This window comes from Bradyrhizobium sp. LCT2, assembly GCF_009931255.1.
GTDB lineage: Bacteria > Pseudomonadota > Alphaproteobacteria > Rhizobiales > Xanthobacteraceae > Bradyrhizobium > Bradyrhizobium diazoefficiens.
Genome location: NZ_CP034432.1, coordinates 7,693,467 through 7,710,451 on the forward strand (window position 1 = coordinate 7,693,467; position 16,985 = coordinate 7,710,451).

Below are 16,985 nucleotides of genomic sequence, written 5' to 3' on the forward strand. Positions count from 1 at the left end.
GATCATGCCGGCCGCGAAACCAGATCCTCGACGTCAGGCGCGAGCGGTGCCGCACTCGGGGCGGTCCTGTCACCCTTCTCCCGCGCAAAGACCTCGCTGAAGGCCACGCCCAGCATGATCAGACCGCTTGCCGGGCCATAGGCCAAGACAGTGATGGTGAAGAGGTTCATGGCGACCGCGAAAGACAGCTTGTAGATGTCCCTGGTCCTTGCGACCGCGAGGATGACCAGGATCATGAACACCACGAAGATCGGCCCGAACATCAGGTAGGTGCCGAGGTAGAAATTATCCACCGGGACGTAATAGCTGAGCTTGTTCGAGAACAGCAGCTGCGGATAGTTGAAGCAACCGAGGCCGCAGCCGACGAAGAAGCCGACCGGCATGAGATCGGCCATGTAGACGAACGGCAGCTGCCAGCTGTTGTTGACGCGGTCCTGCAGGCTGAACAGGCCGCGCGACATGCTGACGAGGCCGTTGCCGGAGAACAAGGCGATCAGCACCGCCGGCACCAGGATCGACAGGAACGAAAGAAGCGCCATCCGCCGCAGCATGGGAAACTTCTCGCGCTCGGGAACGAGACGAACGATGATCAGGCAAAGAACGTAGATCACCATCACGCCGAGCGACGTCTTGTTCGTGGTCAATTTGATGGCGTAGAGACCGATGGGCGTCCAGAACAGGCACCACGGCAGGCTTCGGCGCACCGAGATGATCACAAAGGAAATGAACACGAAGAACGCGGCCATCGTGCTGTCGGCAGCCAGTCCCGCCAGGCGTGTCTCGGAAGCCGACCACCACAGCCGCGTCGCCTGCCGCGTCGTGCCGAAAGTCTCGTAGGCATAGCCCACCCACGGCATCTGGAAGCGAGACGACAATATGATCCCGACGATCGTCAGGTAGAAGATCGGGTGAAGCCAGCGCTGTAGTCGATCGTAATCGCCAAAATTACGCCCGCAGAAGCAGAAGCCGACGAACACCGGCGCGATCATCTTGAACGACGACATCATGCCGCTGAAATAACCCAGGAACACGTATCCGAGGTAGAGCGCAAAGCAGATGTAGAACAGCGTGAGGATGGCGACGAGGTTCCGTCCCATCAGGATGTAGCGCTGCACGAAGGCGAAAATGCAGACCAGGGCAAAAATGTCGGGCAGGAACCACAACGGACTGATCTTGAGGACCGCCAGATAATAGCGCAGCGCGCCCGCGAGCGCGTCGCGGTAGAAATAAAGCAGGAGTGCGATCGCCTCGAGATTGAAGAATGCACTGCCTTCCTGCTGATGATGCAGAGGCATCCGCACCGGATCGACGATGCGCCAGTCCGAACTCGGAAGAGCCGAAGAGCTGCTGGACATCGCGCCTCACTCCGCCGCGGCAACAGAGGGAACGGCACGGCGGCTGAACAGCCGAAGCACGAACCGCGAACCGGGCATCTCGACCCGGAGATAGGTGAAGTTGGAAAGCGCAAGCACGGCCACGACGAAGACGGCCAGCAGCAGCGACGCCGCCAGTCCGGGAAGAAGATTGTCCACCATCTGCAGACGCGCCGTCCCCACGCCCCGCGCGAAGTACTGGATGAGAACGAGGACGAGGGCGTGCACCATGTAGATCGAATAGGAGCGCTTGCCCAACCACACCAGGGGGCGAACAGACAGCAGCTTCGGCAGGAGCCGCTCGGGAAACGCCATCAGCGAGCCCAGCAGAGCGGCGAAAACGATCGGCGCGACGAAGCTGAGCCGTTCATCGAAGCCGACGACACAGACCAGCACGACGGCAACGGCGGCCAGTCCAATCTGGCAAACCGACTGAACGAGAGGGCTCACCGCGCGGCCTCTCCCGGTGACGAAGCGAAGCGTGAGCACGCCGATGAAGAAACCCAGAAAGCATCGGGTGAAGCCGTTGGTCTGGAAATCAAGCGTTTCATTCTTGAGCACGAAGATGATGAGCGCCGCGCCCAGGACGGCCAGCACGGCACTGAGGACATAGACGAGCCTGATGTAGCCGAGGCGCTGCGCCATGACGACGACGCCGGCGAAGACAATGTAGGTGTAGAATTCGGCGCTGATGCTCCAGCTCGGGCCGTTCCAGCTCAGATAGTCGAGCACGCCCATGGCATGGAGCAAGAACACGTTCGCGACGAACGAGTACACGTTGTTAACCTGGAGATCCGCCGATTCGTTGGTGGAGAAGTGCAGCAGGCCCATTTCGGTCAGCGATAGCCGCATCAGGCGGAACGCCAGAAACGCGAACAGCATGACGATGTGCAGCGGATAGATGCGTGCGATCCGACGCAGGGTAAACGTTCGGAAGTCGAACTCGCTGAATTCCGACTGAACGTAGCTCATCGAGATCACGATGCCGCTCAGCACGAAGAACAAATCGACGAAGAGCCAGGAATTGTGAAAGAACGCGACGTCGATCCAGGCGCGGTGAGGCAGCGCAGCGGCGAGCGGATCCGATCCGACGAAGTGATGGACGACCACGCAGAGGGCGGCGAGGCCGCGGACGCTGTCCAGTGGAACGTAGTGCGCCTTTGTTTGATGAGCTAGCACTTGAAAGACGCTCTACGATTCGACCAAAGCGAAATGCTGCGGTGCAATATAATGCCTCCACCGGGTGGTTTATTCAACTGAAAAGAGCCGAACCGCCGATCTCCGGCGCCGGACACTGCACACAAGATGCGGCAGCAAGAAGCCGGACACATCTGTGCTCCGGCTTCGGCAACGTGCTCATAAACTTCAATTCAGCTTTCGTGAGGCAACGGGCATTGCGTTTGGAACAGATCAGGGCTGCGCGCGCGAACCTCCGCCGCATTCCGTGCAATCGTGCGAATGACGGTCAACACGCCAGCTCGCATTAACTTGATCTCATGCGAGGTTCTGATAGCTCCGTCGGCGCTGAGCAGAACGACAGAGGGGCCTTTGGGCGCGATATCGCGATTTTTCGCCGCAGCCGTGTTTGTGCTGGCGCCACTTCCGCTCGGATCCCTCGACCTCGCGTGGATTTGCTTCTGGAATTTTCTGCTCGTTTGCAGCCTGCTGACCGCCGATCTCTCAGCGGTGAGCCGTCGCAACGCCATGCTGCTGATTCCGGCGGCAGTGACCGTCGCGACAGTGGGCGTCATCGTCACGTTGCAAATGTGGAGCGGCCCTCCTGCACAATCCGCAACCATCTGGGAACTGCCGCGACGGTCGTTCGGTCTTGCCCTGCCTGACCGCCTTTCTATGACCGCACGCGGACCGTGGCTGGCGTTCGGGTCGGTCCTGCTGCTGTCACTCGCCTTCACGCGCGCGGTGATTCTTGCAAGCGATGCGAGAGCTGCCCGTTCGCTGCTACGAATACTGGCATGGGCCGGGTGCCTGTATGCACTCTACGGAATCCTGGCGGAACTGATCGCGCCTGACGTGGTCCTATTCCGGCAGAAGGAAGCCTATCTCGGCTTCGTCACGGGAACGTTTGTCAACCGAAACACGGCGGCGACGTTCTGGGGCACCTGCGCCCTGCTGTTTCTGGTACCGCTCCTGCGCACCATGCACCGCCAGGAGAGCGGGCCGCCGGAGCAACCGGACTGGCGAGCGCAGCTGGAGCAGATGCTCTCCACGCCGGTGGCGCTTGGCGCGGGCTTCGCGATCTGCACGATTGCGCTTGCCATGACCGGATCGCGCGCGGGCCTTCTGCTGTCGGTCGGCACATTCGTGCTGGCCATCATCCTCTATCTCGTGCCGCTCGAACTCGGCAGATCGCGGAAATGGCTGGTCCTAGGCGGCTCGGCGGCTGCAGGGCTCGTGCTCCTGCAGCTCGTCGGCGGCCTCGTCGCAGGGCGAATCGTCGAACATGGGCTGATCGATCCCCAGAGGGTTGCAGCCTACCAGGCCTCATTAGGGATCATCGCCGATCATCGGCTGCTCGGAATCGGGCTCGGCAATTTCGAGGCTGTTTTTCCCGCCTACAGGCCCGCAGTGCTCGGCAGTCTCGGCATCTGGGATCGCGCCCACAGCACGCCGGTGGAAATTGCCGTCGAATTGGGCATTCCCGCCTTTGCCGTGATCGCGCTCGTCAGCCTCTGGTACTTTTACCATTTGCTTACCGGAAGCTTGCGCAGGAAGCGCGATCGCTACATACCCGTCATCGGCGCGAGCGTCGCCGTATTGGGCGTATCACATAGCTGCATCGATTTTTCACTGCAAATCCCAGGATATGGCGTGTTTTTCGCGGCTATCGTCGGATGTGGCCTCGCGCAATCGCTGCCGTCACAATTGCGAAAAGAACGTGGCAAATCTGCGCAAATCGAGTTAAAGTAAAAAGAATGGAAATGGGCAGGGCAATGAGTTGGAATTCTTGTAAGCGCTTCGCTGTGGTTGTCGGAGCACTAACATTGTTTGGTTGGTCGCCGGCTGCATTTGCTGCGACCGGCGTCAGTGCAGGCTGTGTCGCCAACACCGGAATCGTTTCGGCGGAGCGCGCCACCGACTTTCTGGCCAATCCCGGAGGCCTGCTCGATCAGTTCAAGGACGGCCAGGGCGGTCTCGCATCGGCTGTCCGCGACCTTTTGACCGCACGTCCCGAGACCGTAGAGGGCATCGCCTCATTAGCGAAGGCCAGCAGCGCGGATCAGAGCCGCGCCATCGGCGCCGGACTCGGCACTGCGGCTTCCACCTGCGTGCTGACGCAGCCTCAGGTTGCCCAGTTGATCCAGCAGGCGGTTCTCAAGACAGACAATCCCGATCTGATCCAGTCGTTCACCAGCATCACTGGCGATATCGCCACCGAAGTGACGGCGGGCGCCGATCCGACGGGCGAAACCACTGCCGGAGGCGGACCGGGCTCGACCGCCGCGGAGGCGCGCGGTGGCGCGGCAACCTCGACCGTGCCCGTGGTGCTGAATCAGAGCGGCGGCAGCGCCCAGTCGCAGACGCAAACGCTGTTTGCAGCGACGTCGACCGCGGTTCTGACCTCCGTAAGCCCGTCGCGTTGACGACTGGAACCGCCGCGTTGACAGCGGATTAACCACCCCTGCCCGGCCGGTCTCGAGACCGGCCAATTTCGCTACAATTGTAAATTTCCGCGGAACCAAAGCTCAAATCGTTTGTGAGATACCCGTAGCGTCAAAAAGAAAACGCGAAATGGGGATGTCATGAGCTGGATTATCAAATCGCTGGTTGCGATCGGGGTCGCGACGGCCGGTGCGGCAGCCAAGGCCGACACGCTGAACGACGGTTCACAGAACCAGGCAAAGCGCGCATTCATCAGCGAGTACGACAATGCGCTCGCGCCGCTGCAATTCGTCAAGTTCTGCATGAACTACGACGCCGAATGCGCCGCCGACACCGCCGAACGGACCCTGCCTTCGGGCGAGCGGGCAATGAGCATGCTGCGCGAGGTCAACAGTTCGGTCAACGCGTCCATCACTCCGATGCAGAAATCCACCAATCCGATGGTGGCGCGCTGGACGCTTGCGCCGTCCGCCGGCGATTGCAACGACTACGCGGTCACCAAGCGCCATCAGCTGATCGAGATGGGCTGGCCCAGATCGGCGCTGCGACTTGCAGTTGTCCTGACGGGCGGCAGGGGCCACCTTGTGCTGGTCGCGCGTCTCGCCGACGGAGACTTCGTTCTCGACAATCTTTCCGCTTCGGTGCGCCCCTGGAACGCGGCGGACTATGAATGGATCTCGATGCAGTCCGGCGGCAACCCGCAATTCTGGGTCGCGATCGGCGAGCATGGCGAGCGCCTGCGCGCCACGCGTCTCGCGATGCTGCGAACCGTCCAATAGATCGCGCGACGTTCCACTCTACCCGCCCCAATCGACAGGCGCGAGGAGATGGTCCCTGGACCATTCCCTCGCGCCTTTGTCTTGACCATGGCGTTTGCCTAAGAATCGTGCTTAAGGCATGCGACCTTGATGCAATCATTTGCTGAATCTGCGTCTGATCGCAGCAGCAGCTTCGTTGATGTCGAATCGCGGTGCGGAGGATGGCAATTCGGTCCGCGCTGGGTTATATTTTGCGCCGCACAAGAATTTGACATAGTTTTGGGCCATCAAGGACCTACGGTCTAAATCGATACGCCATCCATAGTTCGCAACGAGATATGAGCGCGATCCTCCTCAAACTCGATAGCTTGTTGCGTGGTCCTCTCCGGGCTTCGCCGATTGCCGTCGCCGTTGCGCTGTTCGCAGCGTTTGCAACGCCGGCGCATGCGCAATGCGTCGATCGCGGCGAACGCGCCCCATCGGCCGCGATCAGTGCCTTCGTCTCGGATCCCTCGGTTCTGTTGCGGCAGTCGAAGAACGACAGGGACAAGCTTTCGGGCCGGCTAACCGGGCTGCTGGTGACCGACATCGCGGCGCTCGAGCCGGTCCGGGACATGTTGCGCGAGGCGAGCCAGGCCGATCGCATCGCAATCGGCGCCGGGCTTCACCGTGCCGAGGAGCGCTGCGTCGCGACCAAACCCGACGTCGCGCGCAGGATCAGCGAATTCGTCGCCAAGCTGCACGACGGCTCCGTGCTCAAGGGATATTTCGCGGATCAGGATACGGCGGTCGCGCCCGCTTCGGGGAGCCCTGCCCCATCTACAGCCAATAACCAGCCGGCAGGCTCGAGCCAGGGCGCCGGCCTGATGTCGGGTGAATGGAAGACCGAACTCGCCGACCCGTTCAAGCCCGTTCCCCTCCCTGAGTGACAACCTCAAGATTCCCAGAGATGTTTCAGCCACGAGACCAGTTTCCGCAACGTCCGAGATATGCCATCGAGGTCGGTGGCACGACGCTTAGCGCCGAGCGCGCTCTGGACATCGTACGTCGCCAATGGCCGCTGATCGTCGCCATCGTGGCCGGTACGCTCGCGCTCGTTCTCGTCTACCTGATCGTTGCGACGCCGATGTACACGGCAAATGCGCGCATTCTGATGGATACGCGTCAGACCCAGGTGCTGGACAAGGACAGCGGAACCGCCAACGCGCTGATCGACCCGGGCTTCGTCGACAGCCAGGTCGAGATTCTCCAGTCCGACGACCTGCTCCTGTCGATCGTCCGGCGCCTGAAGCTCACCGAGGATTCGGAGTTCAACGGTTCAGACCCAGGATTGATTCCGCTGGTCATCGGCAAGGTCGTCGCGATGTTCGGATCGGATGGCCCTCCGAGCAAGGAGCGCGTCGAGCGCGGCGCGGTCGAGCTGCTCCAGAAGAATCTCAAGGTCGAGCGCGTGCTGACGACCTATGTTCTTTCGATGAACTTCCGCTCGATCGATCCGAACAAGGCGGCGCAGATCGCGAACGCCATCGCGGACGCCTACATCGTGGGCGCGCTGGAAGCGAAATATCAGTCGACCAAGCGCGCCGGCGAATGGCTCCAGCAACGCAGCGCCGAGCTGCGTGAGCAAGCGACAGCGAGCGACCGCGCCGTGCAAACGTTCAAGGCGCAGAACAACATCGTCGGCACCAGCCGGGGCCTGATGAGCGAGCAGCAGCTCGCCGACGTCAACTCTCAGCTCATCGCCGCGCATGCGGCAACCGCGGAGGCCAAGGCCCGTCTCGACCGGATCGAGGCATTGCTGGACAAGGACCTGGTCCAGCCGACGGTGACGGACGCCCTCAACAACACCGTGATCACCCGCCTGCGCGCCCAGTATCTCGACCTTGCGGCCCAATATGCCGATTGGTCGACCCGCTACGGCAAGACCCACCAGGCGGCCGTCAACCTGTCCAACCGCATGGACGAGCTGCGCAAGGCCATCGCGGACGAAGTGCGCCGTATCGCGGACGCGTATCGCAGCGAGTACGAGATCGCCAAGAGCCGCGAGACGGCACTCGAGGACAACCTCAAGAATCTCGTGTCCCAGGCCGGCAGCACCAGCCAGGCGCAGGTCAAGCTGCGCGATCTCGAGAGCGCGGCGGACACCTATCGCAACCTCTACAACAACTTCCTCGAGAAGCTTCAGAACGCGACGCAGAACCAGAGCTTCCCGATCAGCGAAGCGCGCATCATCAGCACGGCGGTCAAGCCCGACAAGAAGAGCTCGCCCAAGACGCTGCTGGCGCTGGCCGGCGGCCTGCTCGGCGGCCTCTGTTTCGGCTTCGGCGCCGCCTTCACGAAGGAGCTGATGAGCGACGTACTGCGGTCTCCGAACGACGTCGAGGACCAGCTCGGGGTGAAATGCCTCGGCGTCCTTCCGGACATTCGCCCGGCGAGAGCCTCGGCGGATCATCCGGAAGCAAACATATCGAGCTACGTCGTCGAGCATCCGTTCTCGCGGTTTGCGGAGACGCTGCGGAACATCAAGGTGTCGATCGACGTCGCGCGCCTCTCGCGCGAGGTCAAGGTGATCGGCATCCTGTCGTCCCTGCCGAAGGAAGGAAAAACCACGGTCGCCGCCAATTTCGGTCATCTGACCGCGTTGACCGGCCACCGCACGCTGCTGATCGACGGCGACCTTCACACTCGCTCGCTGACGCGGGCGCTGGCTCCACATTCCAAGACCGGTCTGGTCGAAGCCCTCAAGGATCCGCACTCGTTCGGCTACCACATCCAGCGCAGCAAGGAGAGCGGGCTCGACTTCCTGCCCTCCGTCGTCGCCTCGCGCATGGTGAACTCGGCGGACGTCATTGCCTCGAAGTCGATGGCCGACCTGCTCGCGGTGGTTCGCGAGGAGTATGAGTACATCGTCATCGATCTGGCGCCGGTGATGCCGGTGGCCGACGCCAAGGCCGTCAGCCACCTCGTCGATGCGATGGTTTACGTGATCGAGTGGGGCCGCACGAGCCGCAATGCGCTCCAGGAATCGATGGCCAGCTCCGAGGGCATCCAGAAGAAGCTCCTGGGCGCCGTGCTCAATCGCGCCAATCCGAAGATGCTGAAGCGGATCGAGGCGTACAAGGGCTCGCACTACAACAGCTATTATGTCGAGGGCGCCTAGCACCGAGCCGCCGGCACAGCAGCCGGCGGGATCCGCGTTTCGCTGGCTTCTGCGCGGCTCGACCATCGCTCTCGCCGCTGTCGCGCTGGTCTGGGTCGCATCGGTTGTCCCGGATGTGACCAATCCCGCGGTCCCGCAGATCGCCGGCCGCGTGGCGCGCGGCGAACGCTATGAAACCGATCGCTTGAGGCGGATCGTGGGGGACAATCTGCCGTCCGCCCGCCGACTATGCAGCGCCAAGACGCTGCGCGAACTCCTGCTGCTCCAGCTCGCAATCGCCGACGACTCGACCCGCGCAGGCGATCTGAAGCAGATCGACATCGACGCAGACGCCGTCGCGTCCACGAGCCTCGCGTTGCTGACGTGCGCACCGACGGAAGGACTGGGCTGGTTCGGCCGCTACTGGGCCGAAATCCGCCAGGTCGGCTTCGGGCCGCGAACAGCGGAGTTGCTGGATCTTTCCTATCGCTTCGCGCCGCACGAGGCCTGGCTCCAGCTCATCCGCGCACCGTTGGCTCTTCGCGTCTTCAACGCGGTCTCGCCGGAGCTCAAGGACTACGCCACACAGGACTTCGCCGACATCTTCCAGGCCCGCCTGTTCCCCAGCGCCGCCACGCTCTATCAGGCGGCGGGCATGGAGGCGCGCGTCGCGCTGCTCGAACGCACTTGCGCGGCGCCGGAAGCCGATCAGGACCTGTTCTCGCATTTCGTCGCGGAGAAAGGCCTGCGGGTCCGCCATCGCTGCTATCCAACCGACGGCGACGGCGTTCGTACGAGCCGTTGAGGTTGGCAGGGGCCCTCGGCGTGTGCGCCGATGTCCGCGACATTCGGCGCCACGCAAACACCTCGCCTATTTGAGTTCGGTTCGCGGCACGCCCTGGGAAGGGCTGTCGGGCAGGTATTGCAGGAAGAACTTGGTCAGCCCACGGCGGCTGCGCAGGATCGGCGACTCGAAGTACTTCCAGGACACATGCGCGACCGCGTAGGAGATCACGAAGCCGATGGCTGCGCCCGCGCTGATCTTCACGCTGTTGGGCACCGACATCCCGCCATAGAGCGTGAGCGCCTTGCCGAGCGGGTTCGGGATGAAGTTATGCACGAGATAGAAGCCGTAGCTGATCTTCCCGAGATGCTCGAGCGGCTTCCACTCCAGTGCGTGAACAACGACACTTTCCTGGTTGGCGCGAACCCACCACACCAGGGCGACTAGGCAAAGCCCGATCGCAGTGTCGATCACCGGGAAAAGATACGAAGGCGCGTCGTAAATCACGCCGTTCGAGCACAACGCGAACGCCAAAATGAGGAGAAACGCGAACGTGCCGTTTCCGTTCGGAGCCCATCCTTGCCTGTGCAGATGCAGGATCGTGATCGCGCCACCGAACGCGATCAGGCTGAAATTCCAGGGCGACAAGGTGTGGATGGCGGTGTGATTGAAGCCCGACGAATACATCAGGAAATGGCCGACCAGCCCGAGGGCGACGACGCACATGCAGGTGACGAAATGGCGCTCCAGGGGAAGCAGGATGAACAGGAAGGGCGCGACCACGTAAAACTGCTGCTCGACCGAGAGCGTCCAGAGCACTCCGAAGGGACCTGCGGTCCCGCCGATGACGCTGCCGATCCAGTAGTTGGACAGGTACACGACGTGATAGCGGAAGCCGAGGTCGGGCCCCGCGTGCTGAAAATACGCCCGGGTCAGGAACAGGATGGCGAGAAGCGCATAATATGCGGGAAAGATGCGCGTCGCGCGCTTCACCCAGAAGGTGACGATCTCCGCTGCAGGCCGGGACGCGGCCGTCTCGGCCTTGCTGCGCTGCCTGTTGAGCTCGCCGATGATGAGGAACCCGCTCAGGATGAAGAAGATCCAGACGCCGACGCTGCCTGAGTAGAACTGCAGTCCGCACTTGTGATTGAGATAGACCAGAACGACCGAAAGACCGCGCAGTCCGTTGAAGCCTAAAATACTGCCCGACTTTTCGGCGTTGGGGCGGTCGGATCCAAGTAGGGACATTGCTGGTTCTTCTCTTTGCACGGAGACCGAGAGCTACAGTCCCCTGGTTCTCAACTCTGTCAATTCTTCAGCCGACAGACGGCCGCCCGCAAACTCCGAGAGCAGAAAGAGCGCGACCTTGGGCCTGTCGATCTCGTACATCAGCCCAAACCTGTTCTCCGGAGGCTTCTTCTGCGGCTCGTCGAACAGCTCGTAGACCATGACGCTTTCGATCTCGACGTCTTTCTGGTTCTTCAGATATTGGAAGGTGTCCCGCAACGTCCGCAGGCATTGCTCCGTCAGAGCATCGCCGGGCTGGTTTCCATAGGCCGGCTTGTAGATCTCGCCGCAATTGACCTCGTTGAACGTCACCGGGCGGCGATAGGACGCGAGCTTCTTGAACAGGTCGAAGGGCAAATTTCGTCCATTCCAGTGCCGATGCGGATTCTGCCCCGCCACCTCGTAATAGTGATAGGAGATCACGTCGTATTTCACGCCCCTGGACTCCATGAAGTCCAGGAAGCCCAGCATCGTCGACGTCGTGTTCAACACCTTGCGCAGATGGCTACCGGTCTCGCGATTGATCTGGTCGATGGCATCGGAGGCGCCATGCAACACCTGGGCCCAATCCTCCATCACCGGCATTTCGAAGTCAGCCGCCGTCATCCCGCGCCCGAACAGCTTCTTCCCGTCGGAATCGAGAGCGAGCAGGTTGATCTCGTTCTCCAGCTCCCAGTCGAGGACATCTGCGCTGAACTGCCGGACGAACGCGTAGGTCCGATCGTAACCCTGCCTGTAGAGGGCTTCCCCGTCTCCCTTCGGATAGCGCCCTCTGTCTGTGCGGTCGCCATAGCGGAAGGGGAAGTTGATGAGAGGATGAAGCGTGATCGAATATCTTTTGGCCAGCGCGACGGTTTTCCGGAACATCGGCGCTTCGACCGGCTCGGCATCCTGCGTGAGATTGAGGCCAGTCCTGTATTGCGTCAGCCCTCGCGCCTTCATCAGCTGAAAGATCGGCTCGAGATCCCTGCGCTTCTGCGGCGGTCCGCCGACGCCCCATTCCAATGCGAGCGCATCGGAGCAGGACGCGACAACCGCGACGGCGAGCAGCAACAGCATGGGGGCTGACCTGACAAGGCGATGGCTCAATCTGCAAGGCTCCGCGTTTCGGTGGCTCCAATGGCCGATGGGGGGCGATAGATCGCGTGCTGCAAGATGCAGGCCGTCTCCGCCTCGCACGGACGTGATCGGCATCCAGCGCGACGAATGCGCGCCAGATTCAGTCCGGCTCAGTAGGCTTCCTGATGAATCAGCGCCAGCGCGGTCTTCAGGATGATCCTGATGTCGAGCCAGATGCTCCAGTTGCTGACGTACCAGACGTCATACTCGACCCGCTTTTCCATCAGATCGATGGTCGGCGTCTCGCCACGGAAGCCGTTGACTTGGGCCCATCCGGTCAGGCCCGGCTTCATGTGATGCCGGTACACGTAATTGCTGATGAGCTGGTCGTAGTAATTGTCATGCGCAAGCGCGTGCGGGCGCGGCCCGACCAGCGACATCTCGCCGCGAAGAACGTTCCAGAGCTGCGGCAGCTCGTCGATGCTGGTCCGACGCAGCACGCGGCCGACACGGGTGACACGCGCGTCGCTCTTCGTCGCCTGCGTGACGACATGACCGTTCTCCGCCACCGTCATGGAACGGAACTTCCAGATCTCGAACTGCTTGCCGTTGAAGCCGCGCCGGGACTGCTTGAAGATCACGTTGCCCCTGGAATCGAGCTTGATCATGATCGCGGCCGTCACCAGCAGCGGCGCCAGCAGCAGCAGGGCGAACGAGGCAAGGCCGATATCGAGGCAACGCTTCTGCGCCTGCTCGAACACGCTGAGCGGCGCACGCTGGATCTCGATCGCGACCGTGCCGCTGACCGGCTGGAACGGACGCGACACCAGATCCGCGATCGGAAAATCCGGCAGGAGACGAATCGGCTGGGGAACGACGCGCAGATGCTGGCTCAGCTTCTGGAGAAGCGGCATCTCGTCCCAGTCGATGACCAGGAGATATTCTTCCACGTCCGCCGTCCGGCCCTGACGAATGATGTCGCGAATCTCGCTATCCCAGCCTGCGCCCTCTTCGGACGGCTCGAGCACGAAATGCCGCACGACGTTGAAGCCATGCTTGCGCAGATCCTTGAAGCGGGTCGAGGTGAAATCGAGCGGCTTGAGGCTGAGCAGCACGACCTTGCGATCGACCAGACGGCCCTTGGCATAGCTCGAGGTCAGGGCCAGGCGCCACAACACGCGGAGCCCGCCCAAGGCAACGCCGCCGGTCGCAGCGAACAGCAGCGTAGTTCCGCGCGACAGATCCGCGGACGATTTGAGCAGGAACGCCTCGACCGCGAGGATGGTCAACGAGATCAGCCAGACCGCCAGGGCCTTGCGCAGCTGCCAGACCGTGCTCAACAGGCGGTGATGATCGTAGACGCCCTGGAAATAGGCGATGGTCACGAACACCGCGCCGACGACGAGACCGGCTCCGACGGACGAATCCTGCTCGACGACAAGCACGCGATACAAACCGCTCGCGACGAAATAGCTGAGCAGCACGGCGAGGAAGTCGCCGGCGATCAAAGCCACCTGGAGGGGTCTCTGGAGGGCACCGCGTCGGTTCGATATAGCCGAATAATAGTTTTCCGAACCGTAAGTTGCTACAGCCATCCGAACCTCGCTGCCTCGTCACGCACCCGCAATCACGATTGCGAGCAAATCGATCGAAATTTTTCGACGTGCGCCGAAGTATATCTTAACTAAACAAAGCGACATTGCGGCAGTGCACCGAAAAAATCAAATCGATTTTTCTGCAACGCAGTATCGCATCGAGAGAATGCTCAAACTGCTGTCACACACGTGACAATTATGCGGGCAATGCGCCGCGATTTCTGTCAAATCGCGTCATTTTCGCGCAGCGCGTCGCGCGCATTTGAACGACTGTTCAACCATGCCGCTTAAGTCGTTATTAGCCCGCGGCCATTAACACTCGTGACCAATTCGAGGAGTTGTGTCGTGAGTACCGTCGTCGTCTTCAGCCTGCTGATCGGATCGTTGCTGGGAGGCCGATTCCGAGTCTTCATCCTGCCGCCTGCCATCATTCTCGGTGCAGCGATCCTCGGCGCGGGCGCGGTCTGGCAGGGACATGATTCGGGTCACACAGTTGTTACGATTCTCGTCTTTGCGGCGGTGCTCCAGTTTGGCTATTTCTGCGGCGCGGCTCTGGTCCGCGTGCGAGCGTCAGCCTATCGCGGCAAGGCCGCGCCATCGTTCGACAGCCGGAGCTTCGGCTAGTCGGCCTGGAAGCAGCGACGATCGGCGATTTACAGAGCTCCGGATGAGCCTTCAGCATCAGAAGGCGGGAAAAAAGCGGCTCTTGGCACCCCGATTCCGTCGATAGCATATTGACATCCCGGGCGAAGCTCTCTGAAAGAGTTGGGCCCCATGCCCACGACAGCGCCCCGAAATTCGCCCCGGCCGAAGCTACCGAACGGCGTGCGCATCTATGCGCTCAGCGACATCCACGGCTGCGCGCACCTGCTCGAACAGATGTTTGCCGTCATCGATGCGGACATGGCGAACAGCCGGCCCTATCGCGCGATCGAGGTCTTCCTCGGCGACTACATCGATCGCGGACCGGACTCGCGCCACACCCTCGACCTCCTGATCAGGCGCAGCCGCCGCCGCAACACGGTCTTCCTCAAGGGCAATCACGAGGCCTATTTCACCTCGGTGCTGGAGGACCCCTCGCGCGCCACCGACTGGCTTCAGTTCGGCGGACTCCAGACCCTGATGTCGTATGGCGTGTCGGCCGCGCCGGGCCTCAGCAAGGACGAACAGTCCGATCTCGTGCGCGAACTCACATCCGCGATGCCGCCGGAGCACATCGCGTTCCTGCGCCAGCTGCGGCCGACATTCACATGCGGCGACTTCTTCTTCGTCCATGCCGGAGTGCGCCCGGGCATTCCGCTCTCCGAACAGCGCGAATCCGACCTGTTGTGGATCAGGGACGAATTCCTCCAGAGCAAGAGGCGTTTCGGCAAGTACGTCGTGCACGGCCACACGCCGGTGCGGCAGGCCGAGCTGCTGGAGAACCGCGCCAACATCGATACCGGGGCGTACGCCACCGGAAATCTGACGCTGCTGTCCATCCAGGGCAACAGCATGCTCGCGATCTAGCCGCCCGCGCTCGCGCGCCACACTCTAATTGGTGGAGCTTGCCGGAGGCCGATATTCCGGAAAGCGGCTCAGCATCGCCGCCTTCAGGAACTTGAAATGCGCGATCGAGGCACCGAGCTCCTTGAGCCGGCGCTGGCCGTTCAGGATCTCCTTATCGAACAGATCCTGATGGTGATTGTCGAGCGCCTCGCGCTCGAGATATTCGTCATCGCCGTTGCCGAAGGTCACGGCCGCACGCGCCAGCACGTCTTCCACCCGGCGATTGAGGCCCGATTGCTCCCGCTCCGCCGCATGGAGCGCGTCCTCGATCGCGATCATGATGGCTTCGATCCGCGTGCGATCGGTTTCGGCGTCGCGCTCGGGCGAGCGCGCACGGAACGTCTGCTCTCCCCCGAAACGGTCCTTCAGGAAGTTATGGGTGCGGGCCCGCAAGAAGAGCTGAAACATGCGTGCACTTTCCGGTTCGAGGCGCCAGACCAGAAAATGGGTCCGGGATGGTTAATAAAGATTGAAGCCTTCGCGCCGTTCGGTGCGGCTTTGCGCCATCCAGGCCCTCCAGGCGCCCTCGTGCTTCTCGTAGAGCTCGAGCCGGCGCCGCTCACCGGCATCCGGCCACACGTCACGGCCGCCGGACGCGACCTGCACCCGGCCCGGCGCCTGGCCACTGTCGAGCCGCTCGAACTCGAACGTCTCCTCGGGCGTCAGGCCAATCAGGACACGCCGTCCACCCGCATCGACGAAATAGCGCCGCGGCGCCGTGTTCGTCGAACTGGTGATGGCGTCTACCCGCGTTCCCGTCATGATCCACTCCCCTGCATCCACGCCCCTGCCTGCAACCGTGCCACGCCGGTTGTAAATCATCGGAATACACGTCCGCGCCATCGCCAACACGATGCGCCAGTGTCATCTTCGAGTTGTGTCGAGATCATGATGAGCGCCGCTGATTTTCTTGCCACGCCCGAGATTTTTTGGGCAGCACCGTGCTTGCGAAGTGGTCCGCCGCGCGCTCAGCCGAAGAACCAGAGGAACAACCGCACCAGCAACAGCGTGATGAAGTACACCCAGCCCGCCATCGCAATCAGCGCAACGCTGAAAAATGCGCCTTCGAATGCCCACTCTCTGATCTTCGTGAGGGGAAGTGCCGCTCGCGCTCTCTGAAGCATCTCGGTCTTCTGATTGTTTGTTTGATTTGTTCTTCGCCGTTCGCGCGAACATAGCCGAACGAATTCGACGATCTCGTGACGAGTCGTCTGAGCGAAGCGCAATGCTGCTTGTCGGGATTTGCTTGCACCTTGCGCGTCGTCGCGATTGGATCGCTTCTCGTTCGGAGCGGTTGCGATCGACACCGCGCGGTGATTCAATTCAAATTGATTCCGCGCGACGCAGCCGCCGCGACGACGATTCTGCAATCGCGCGCAGGTGATCGCGGCAAGATCAAGTGATCGCTGCAAGATGATGTCTCCGGGTATGGCGCGGCGCCCGTCAGTCGAGGATGCGGCGACCCGGCTCCGCACAACGGGTACGCGACGAGGCCGGCTTCGTGGCGGATCGGTCCGGCCACGATCTCCGCGACGCCGTGGATTCCGGCAAGGCCGGACGCGAGCCCGGCCGGCGTCCCCGCGAGGCTTCGAAAGCGGGCTTGGCGAAGGCCGTCCGCTGGCTCTGCGACAGCCGGACATGATGACAGAACATCCTCGATCGCGGCTGTCGGAGCGCGCGGATCAACCGCGGTTCACAAAAACACCGTGGTACTACGGAGCGCCGCGCGCCGATTTCATCGCGGTAAGGTTGAGCGGTTAGCTTAATCCGCGTTGTTTGTTGCGAATGCCGAGGGATCGCATATCCATCTTCACACCGGGC

At 61.9% G+C, this 16,985-nt stretch carries 16 protein-coding genes; 8 read left to right on the forward strand and 8 right to left on the reverse strand.

Annotated features, from left to right (window positions below):
• Positions 1–2: 2 nt before the first annotated feature.
• Together EI171_RS36385 and EI171_RS36390 are read right to left on the reverse strand one after the other, a co-directional pair.
• Positions 3–1,355 carry a hypothetical protein gene (locus EI171_RS36385; protein WP_028174313.1) on the reverse strand — a complete coding sequence of 451 codons (1,353 nt, stop codon included), beginning with the start codon at positions 1,353–1,355 and terminating at the stop codon, positions 3–5.
• Between the two features lie 6 nt (positions 1,356–1,361).
• Positions 1,362–2,552: an acyltransferase gene (locus EI171_RS36390; protein ID WP_161536152.1), complete on the reverse strand. Its 1,191-nt coding sequence runs from the start codon at positions 2,550–2,552 to the stop codon at positions 1,362–1,364.
• Positions 2,553–2,831: 279 nt separating this feature from the next.
• Between EI171_RS36390 and EI171_RS36395 the strand changes: the two genes are divergently transcribed.
• The 6 genes from EI171_RS36395 to EI171_RS36420 all read left to right on the forward strand — a co-directional run bounded on the left by EI171_RS36395 (position 2,832) and on the right by EI171_RS36420 (position 9,696).
• Entirely contained in the window at positions 2,832–4,301 is a 1,470-nt protein-coding gene (locus EI171_RS36395; protein WP_246740337.1) for an O-antigen ligase, read from the forward strand.
• 23 nt (positions 4,302–4,324) lie between these two features.
• Positions 4,325–4,975 (forward strand): hypothetical protein, encoded by a 651-nt coding sequence (locus tag EI171_RS36400; protein WP_161536153.1) that lies wholly within the window; start codon positions 4,325–4,327, stop codon positions 4,973–4,975.
• A 159-nt stretch (positions 4,976–5,134) separates the two neighbouring features.
• On the forward strand, positions 5,135–5,773 hold the full coding sequence (locus tag EI171_RS36405; protein WP_060910779.1) for a transglutaminase-like cysteine peptidase: 639 nt from the start codon (positions 5,135–5,137) through the stop codon (positions 5,771–5,773).
• Between the two features lie 350 nt (positions 5,774–6,123).
• Entirely contained in the window at positions 6,124–6,681 is a 558-nt protein-coding gene (locus tag EI171_RS36410; protein ID WP_231166652.1) for a hypothetical protein, read from the forward strand.
• Positions 6,682–6,701: 20 nt separating this feature from the next.
• Entirely contained in the window at positions 6,702–8,912 is a 2,211-nt protein-coding gene (locus EI171_RS36415; RefSeq protein ID WP_161536154.1) for a GNVR domain-containing protein, read from the forward strand.
• Positions 8,896–9,696, forward strand: a complete 801-nt coding sequence (locus tag EI171_RS36420) for a hypothetical protein (RefSeq protein WP_161536155.1) — start codon at positions 8,896–8,898, stop codon at positions 9,694–9,696. Before EI171_RS36415 ends, EI171_RS36420 begins: the two co-directional genes overlap by 17 nt.
• Positions 9,697–9,762: 66 nt before the next feature.
• Here the strand turns inward: EI171_RS36420 and EI171_RS36425 are convergent, their stop codons facing one another.
• From EI171_RS36425 to EI171_RS36435, 3 genes are all read right to left on the reverse strand, one after another.
• The gene (locus EI171_RS36425) at positions 9,763–10,923 is read right to left on the reverse strand and encodes an acyltransferase (protein WP_038966607.1); all 1,161 of its coding nucleotides are present in this window, start codon (positions 10,921–10,923) and stop codon (positions 9,763–9,765) included.
• Positions 10,924–10,956: 33 nt separating this feature from the next.
• Positions 10,957–12,021: a glycosyl hydrolase 53 family protein gene (locus EI171_RS36430; protein WP_232585924.1), complete on the reverse strand. Its 1,065-nt coding sequence runs from the start codon at positions 12,019–12,021 to the stop codon at positions 10,957–10,959.
• 170 nt (positions 12,022–12,191) lie between these two features.
• Entirely contained in the window at positions 12,192–13,616 is a 1,425-nt protein-coding gene (locus EI171_RS36435) for an undecaprenyl-phosphate glucose phosphotransferase (RefSeq protein WP_011085145.1), read from the reverse strand.
• Positions 13,617–13,961: 345 nt separating this feature from the next.
• On the opposite strand from EI171_RS36435, the gene EI171_RS36440 reads away from it, so the two are divergent.
• Positions 13,962–14,240 carry a hypothetical protein gene (locus tag EI171_RS36440; protein ID WP_231166650.1) on the forward strand — a complete coding sequence of 93 codons (279 nt, stop codon included), beginning with the start codon at positions 13,962–13,964 and terminating at the stop codon, positions 14,238–14,240.
• A 150-nt stretch (positions 14,241–14,390) separates the two neighbouring features.
• Positions 14,391–15,125 (forward strand): metallophosphoesterase family protein, encoded by a 735-nt coding sequence (locus EI171_RS36445; RefSeq protein WP_161536157.1) that lies wholly within the window; start codon positions 14,391–14,393, stop codon positions 15,123–15,125.
• Positions 15,126–15,149: 24 nt separating this feature from the next.
• Here the strand turns inward: EI171_RS36445 and EI171_RS36450 are convergent, their stop codons facing one another.
• The 3 genes from EI171_RS36450 to EI171_RS45055 all read right to left on the reverse strand — a co-directional run bounded on the left by EI171_RS36450 (position 15,150) and on the right by EI171_RS45055 (position 16,576).
• Entirely contained in the window at positions 15,150–15,572 is a 423-nt protein-coding gene (locus EI171_RS36450; protein ID WP_028174305.1) for a hypothetical protein, read from the reverse strand.
• Positions 15,573–15,623: 51 nt separating this feature from the next.
• Entirely contained in the window at positions 15,624–15,926 is a 303-nt protein-coding gene (locus tag EI171_RS36455) for a hypothetical protein (protein WP_028174304.1), read from the reverse strand.
• Positions 15,927–16,132: 206 nt separating this feature from the next.
• Complete coding sequence (locus EI171_RS45055; RefSeq protein WP_202633232.1) at positions 16,133–16,576, reverse strand: hypothetical protein; 444 nt, start codon at positions 16,574–16,576, stop codon at positions 16,133–16,135.
• Positions 16,577–16,985 lie beyond the last annotated feature (409 nt).

Bases quoted from the DNA above. Each gene is read 5' to 3' on its own strand.
- EI171_RS36400 (WP_161536153.1), top strand. From the start codon at position 4,325: ATGAGTTGGAATTCTTGTAAGCGCTTCGCTGTGGTTGTCGGAGCACTA.
- EI171_RS36420 (WP_161536155.1), top strand. From the start codon at position 8,896: ATGTCGAGGGCGCCTAGCACCGAGCCGCCGGCACAGCAGCCGGCGGGA.
- EI171_RS36445 (WP_161536157.1), top strand. From the start codon at position 14,391: ATGCCCACGACAGCGCCCCGAAATTCGCCCCGGCCGAAGCTACCGAAC.
- EI171_RS36455 (WP_028174304.1), bottom strand. From the start codon at position 15,926: ATGACGGGAACGCGGGTAGACGCCATCACCAGTTCGACGAACACGGCG.
- EI171_RS36415 (WP_161536154.1), top strand. From the start codon at position 6,702: ATGTTTCAGCCACGAGACCAGTTTCCGCAACGTCCGAGATATGCCATC.
- EI171_RS36425 (WP_038966607.1), bottom strand. From the start codon at position 10,923: ATGTCCCTACTTGGATCCGACCGCCCCAACGCCGAAAAGTCGGGCAGT.
- EI171_RS36395 (WP_246740337.1), top strand. From the start codon at position 2,832: ATGACGGTCAACACGCCAGCTCGCATTAACTTGATCTCATGCGAGGTT.
- EI171_RS36435 (WP_011085145.1), bottom strand. From the start codon at position 13,616: ATGGCTGTAGCAACTTACGGTTCGGAAAACTATTATTCGGCTATATCG.
- EI171_RS36450 (WP_028174305.1), bottom strand. From the start codon at position 15,572: ATGTTTCAGCTCTTCTTGCGGGCCCGCACCCATAACTTCCTGAAGGAC.
- EI171_RS36405 (WP_060910779.1), top strand. From the start codon at position 5,135: ATGAGCTGGATTATCAAATCGCTGGTTGCGATCGGGGTCGCGACGGCC.
- EI171_RS36430 (WP_232585924.1), bottom strand. From the start codon at position 12,021: ATGCTGTTGCTGCTCGCCGTCGCGGTTGTCGCGTCCTGCTCCGATGCG.
- EI171_RS36385 (WP_028174313.1), bottom strand. From the start codon at position 1,355: ATGTCCAGCAGCTCTTCGGCTCTTCCGAGTTCGGACTGGCGCATCGTC.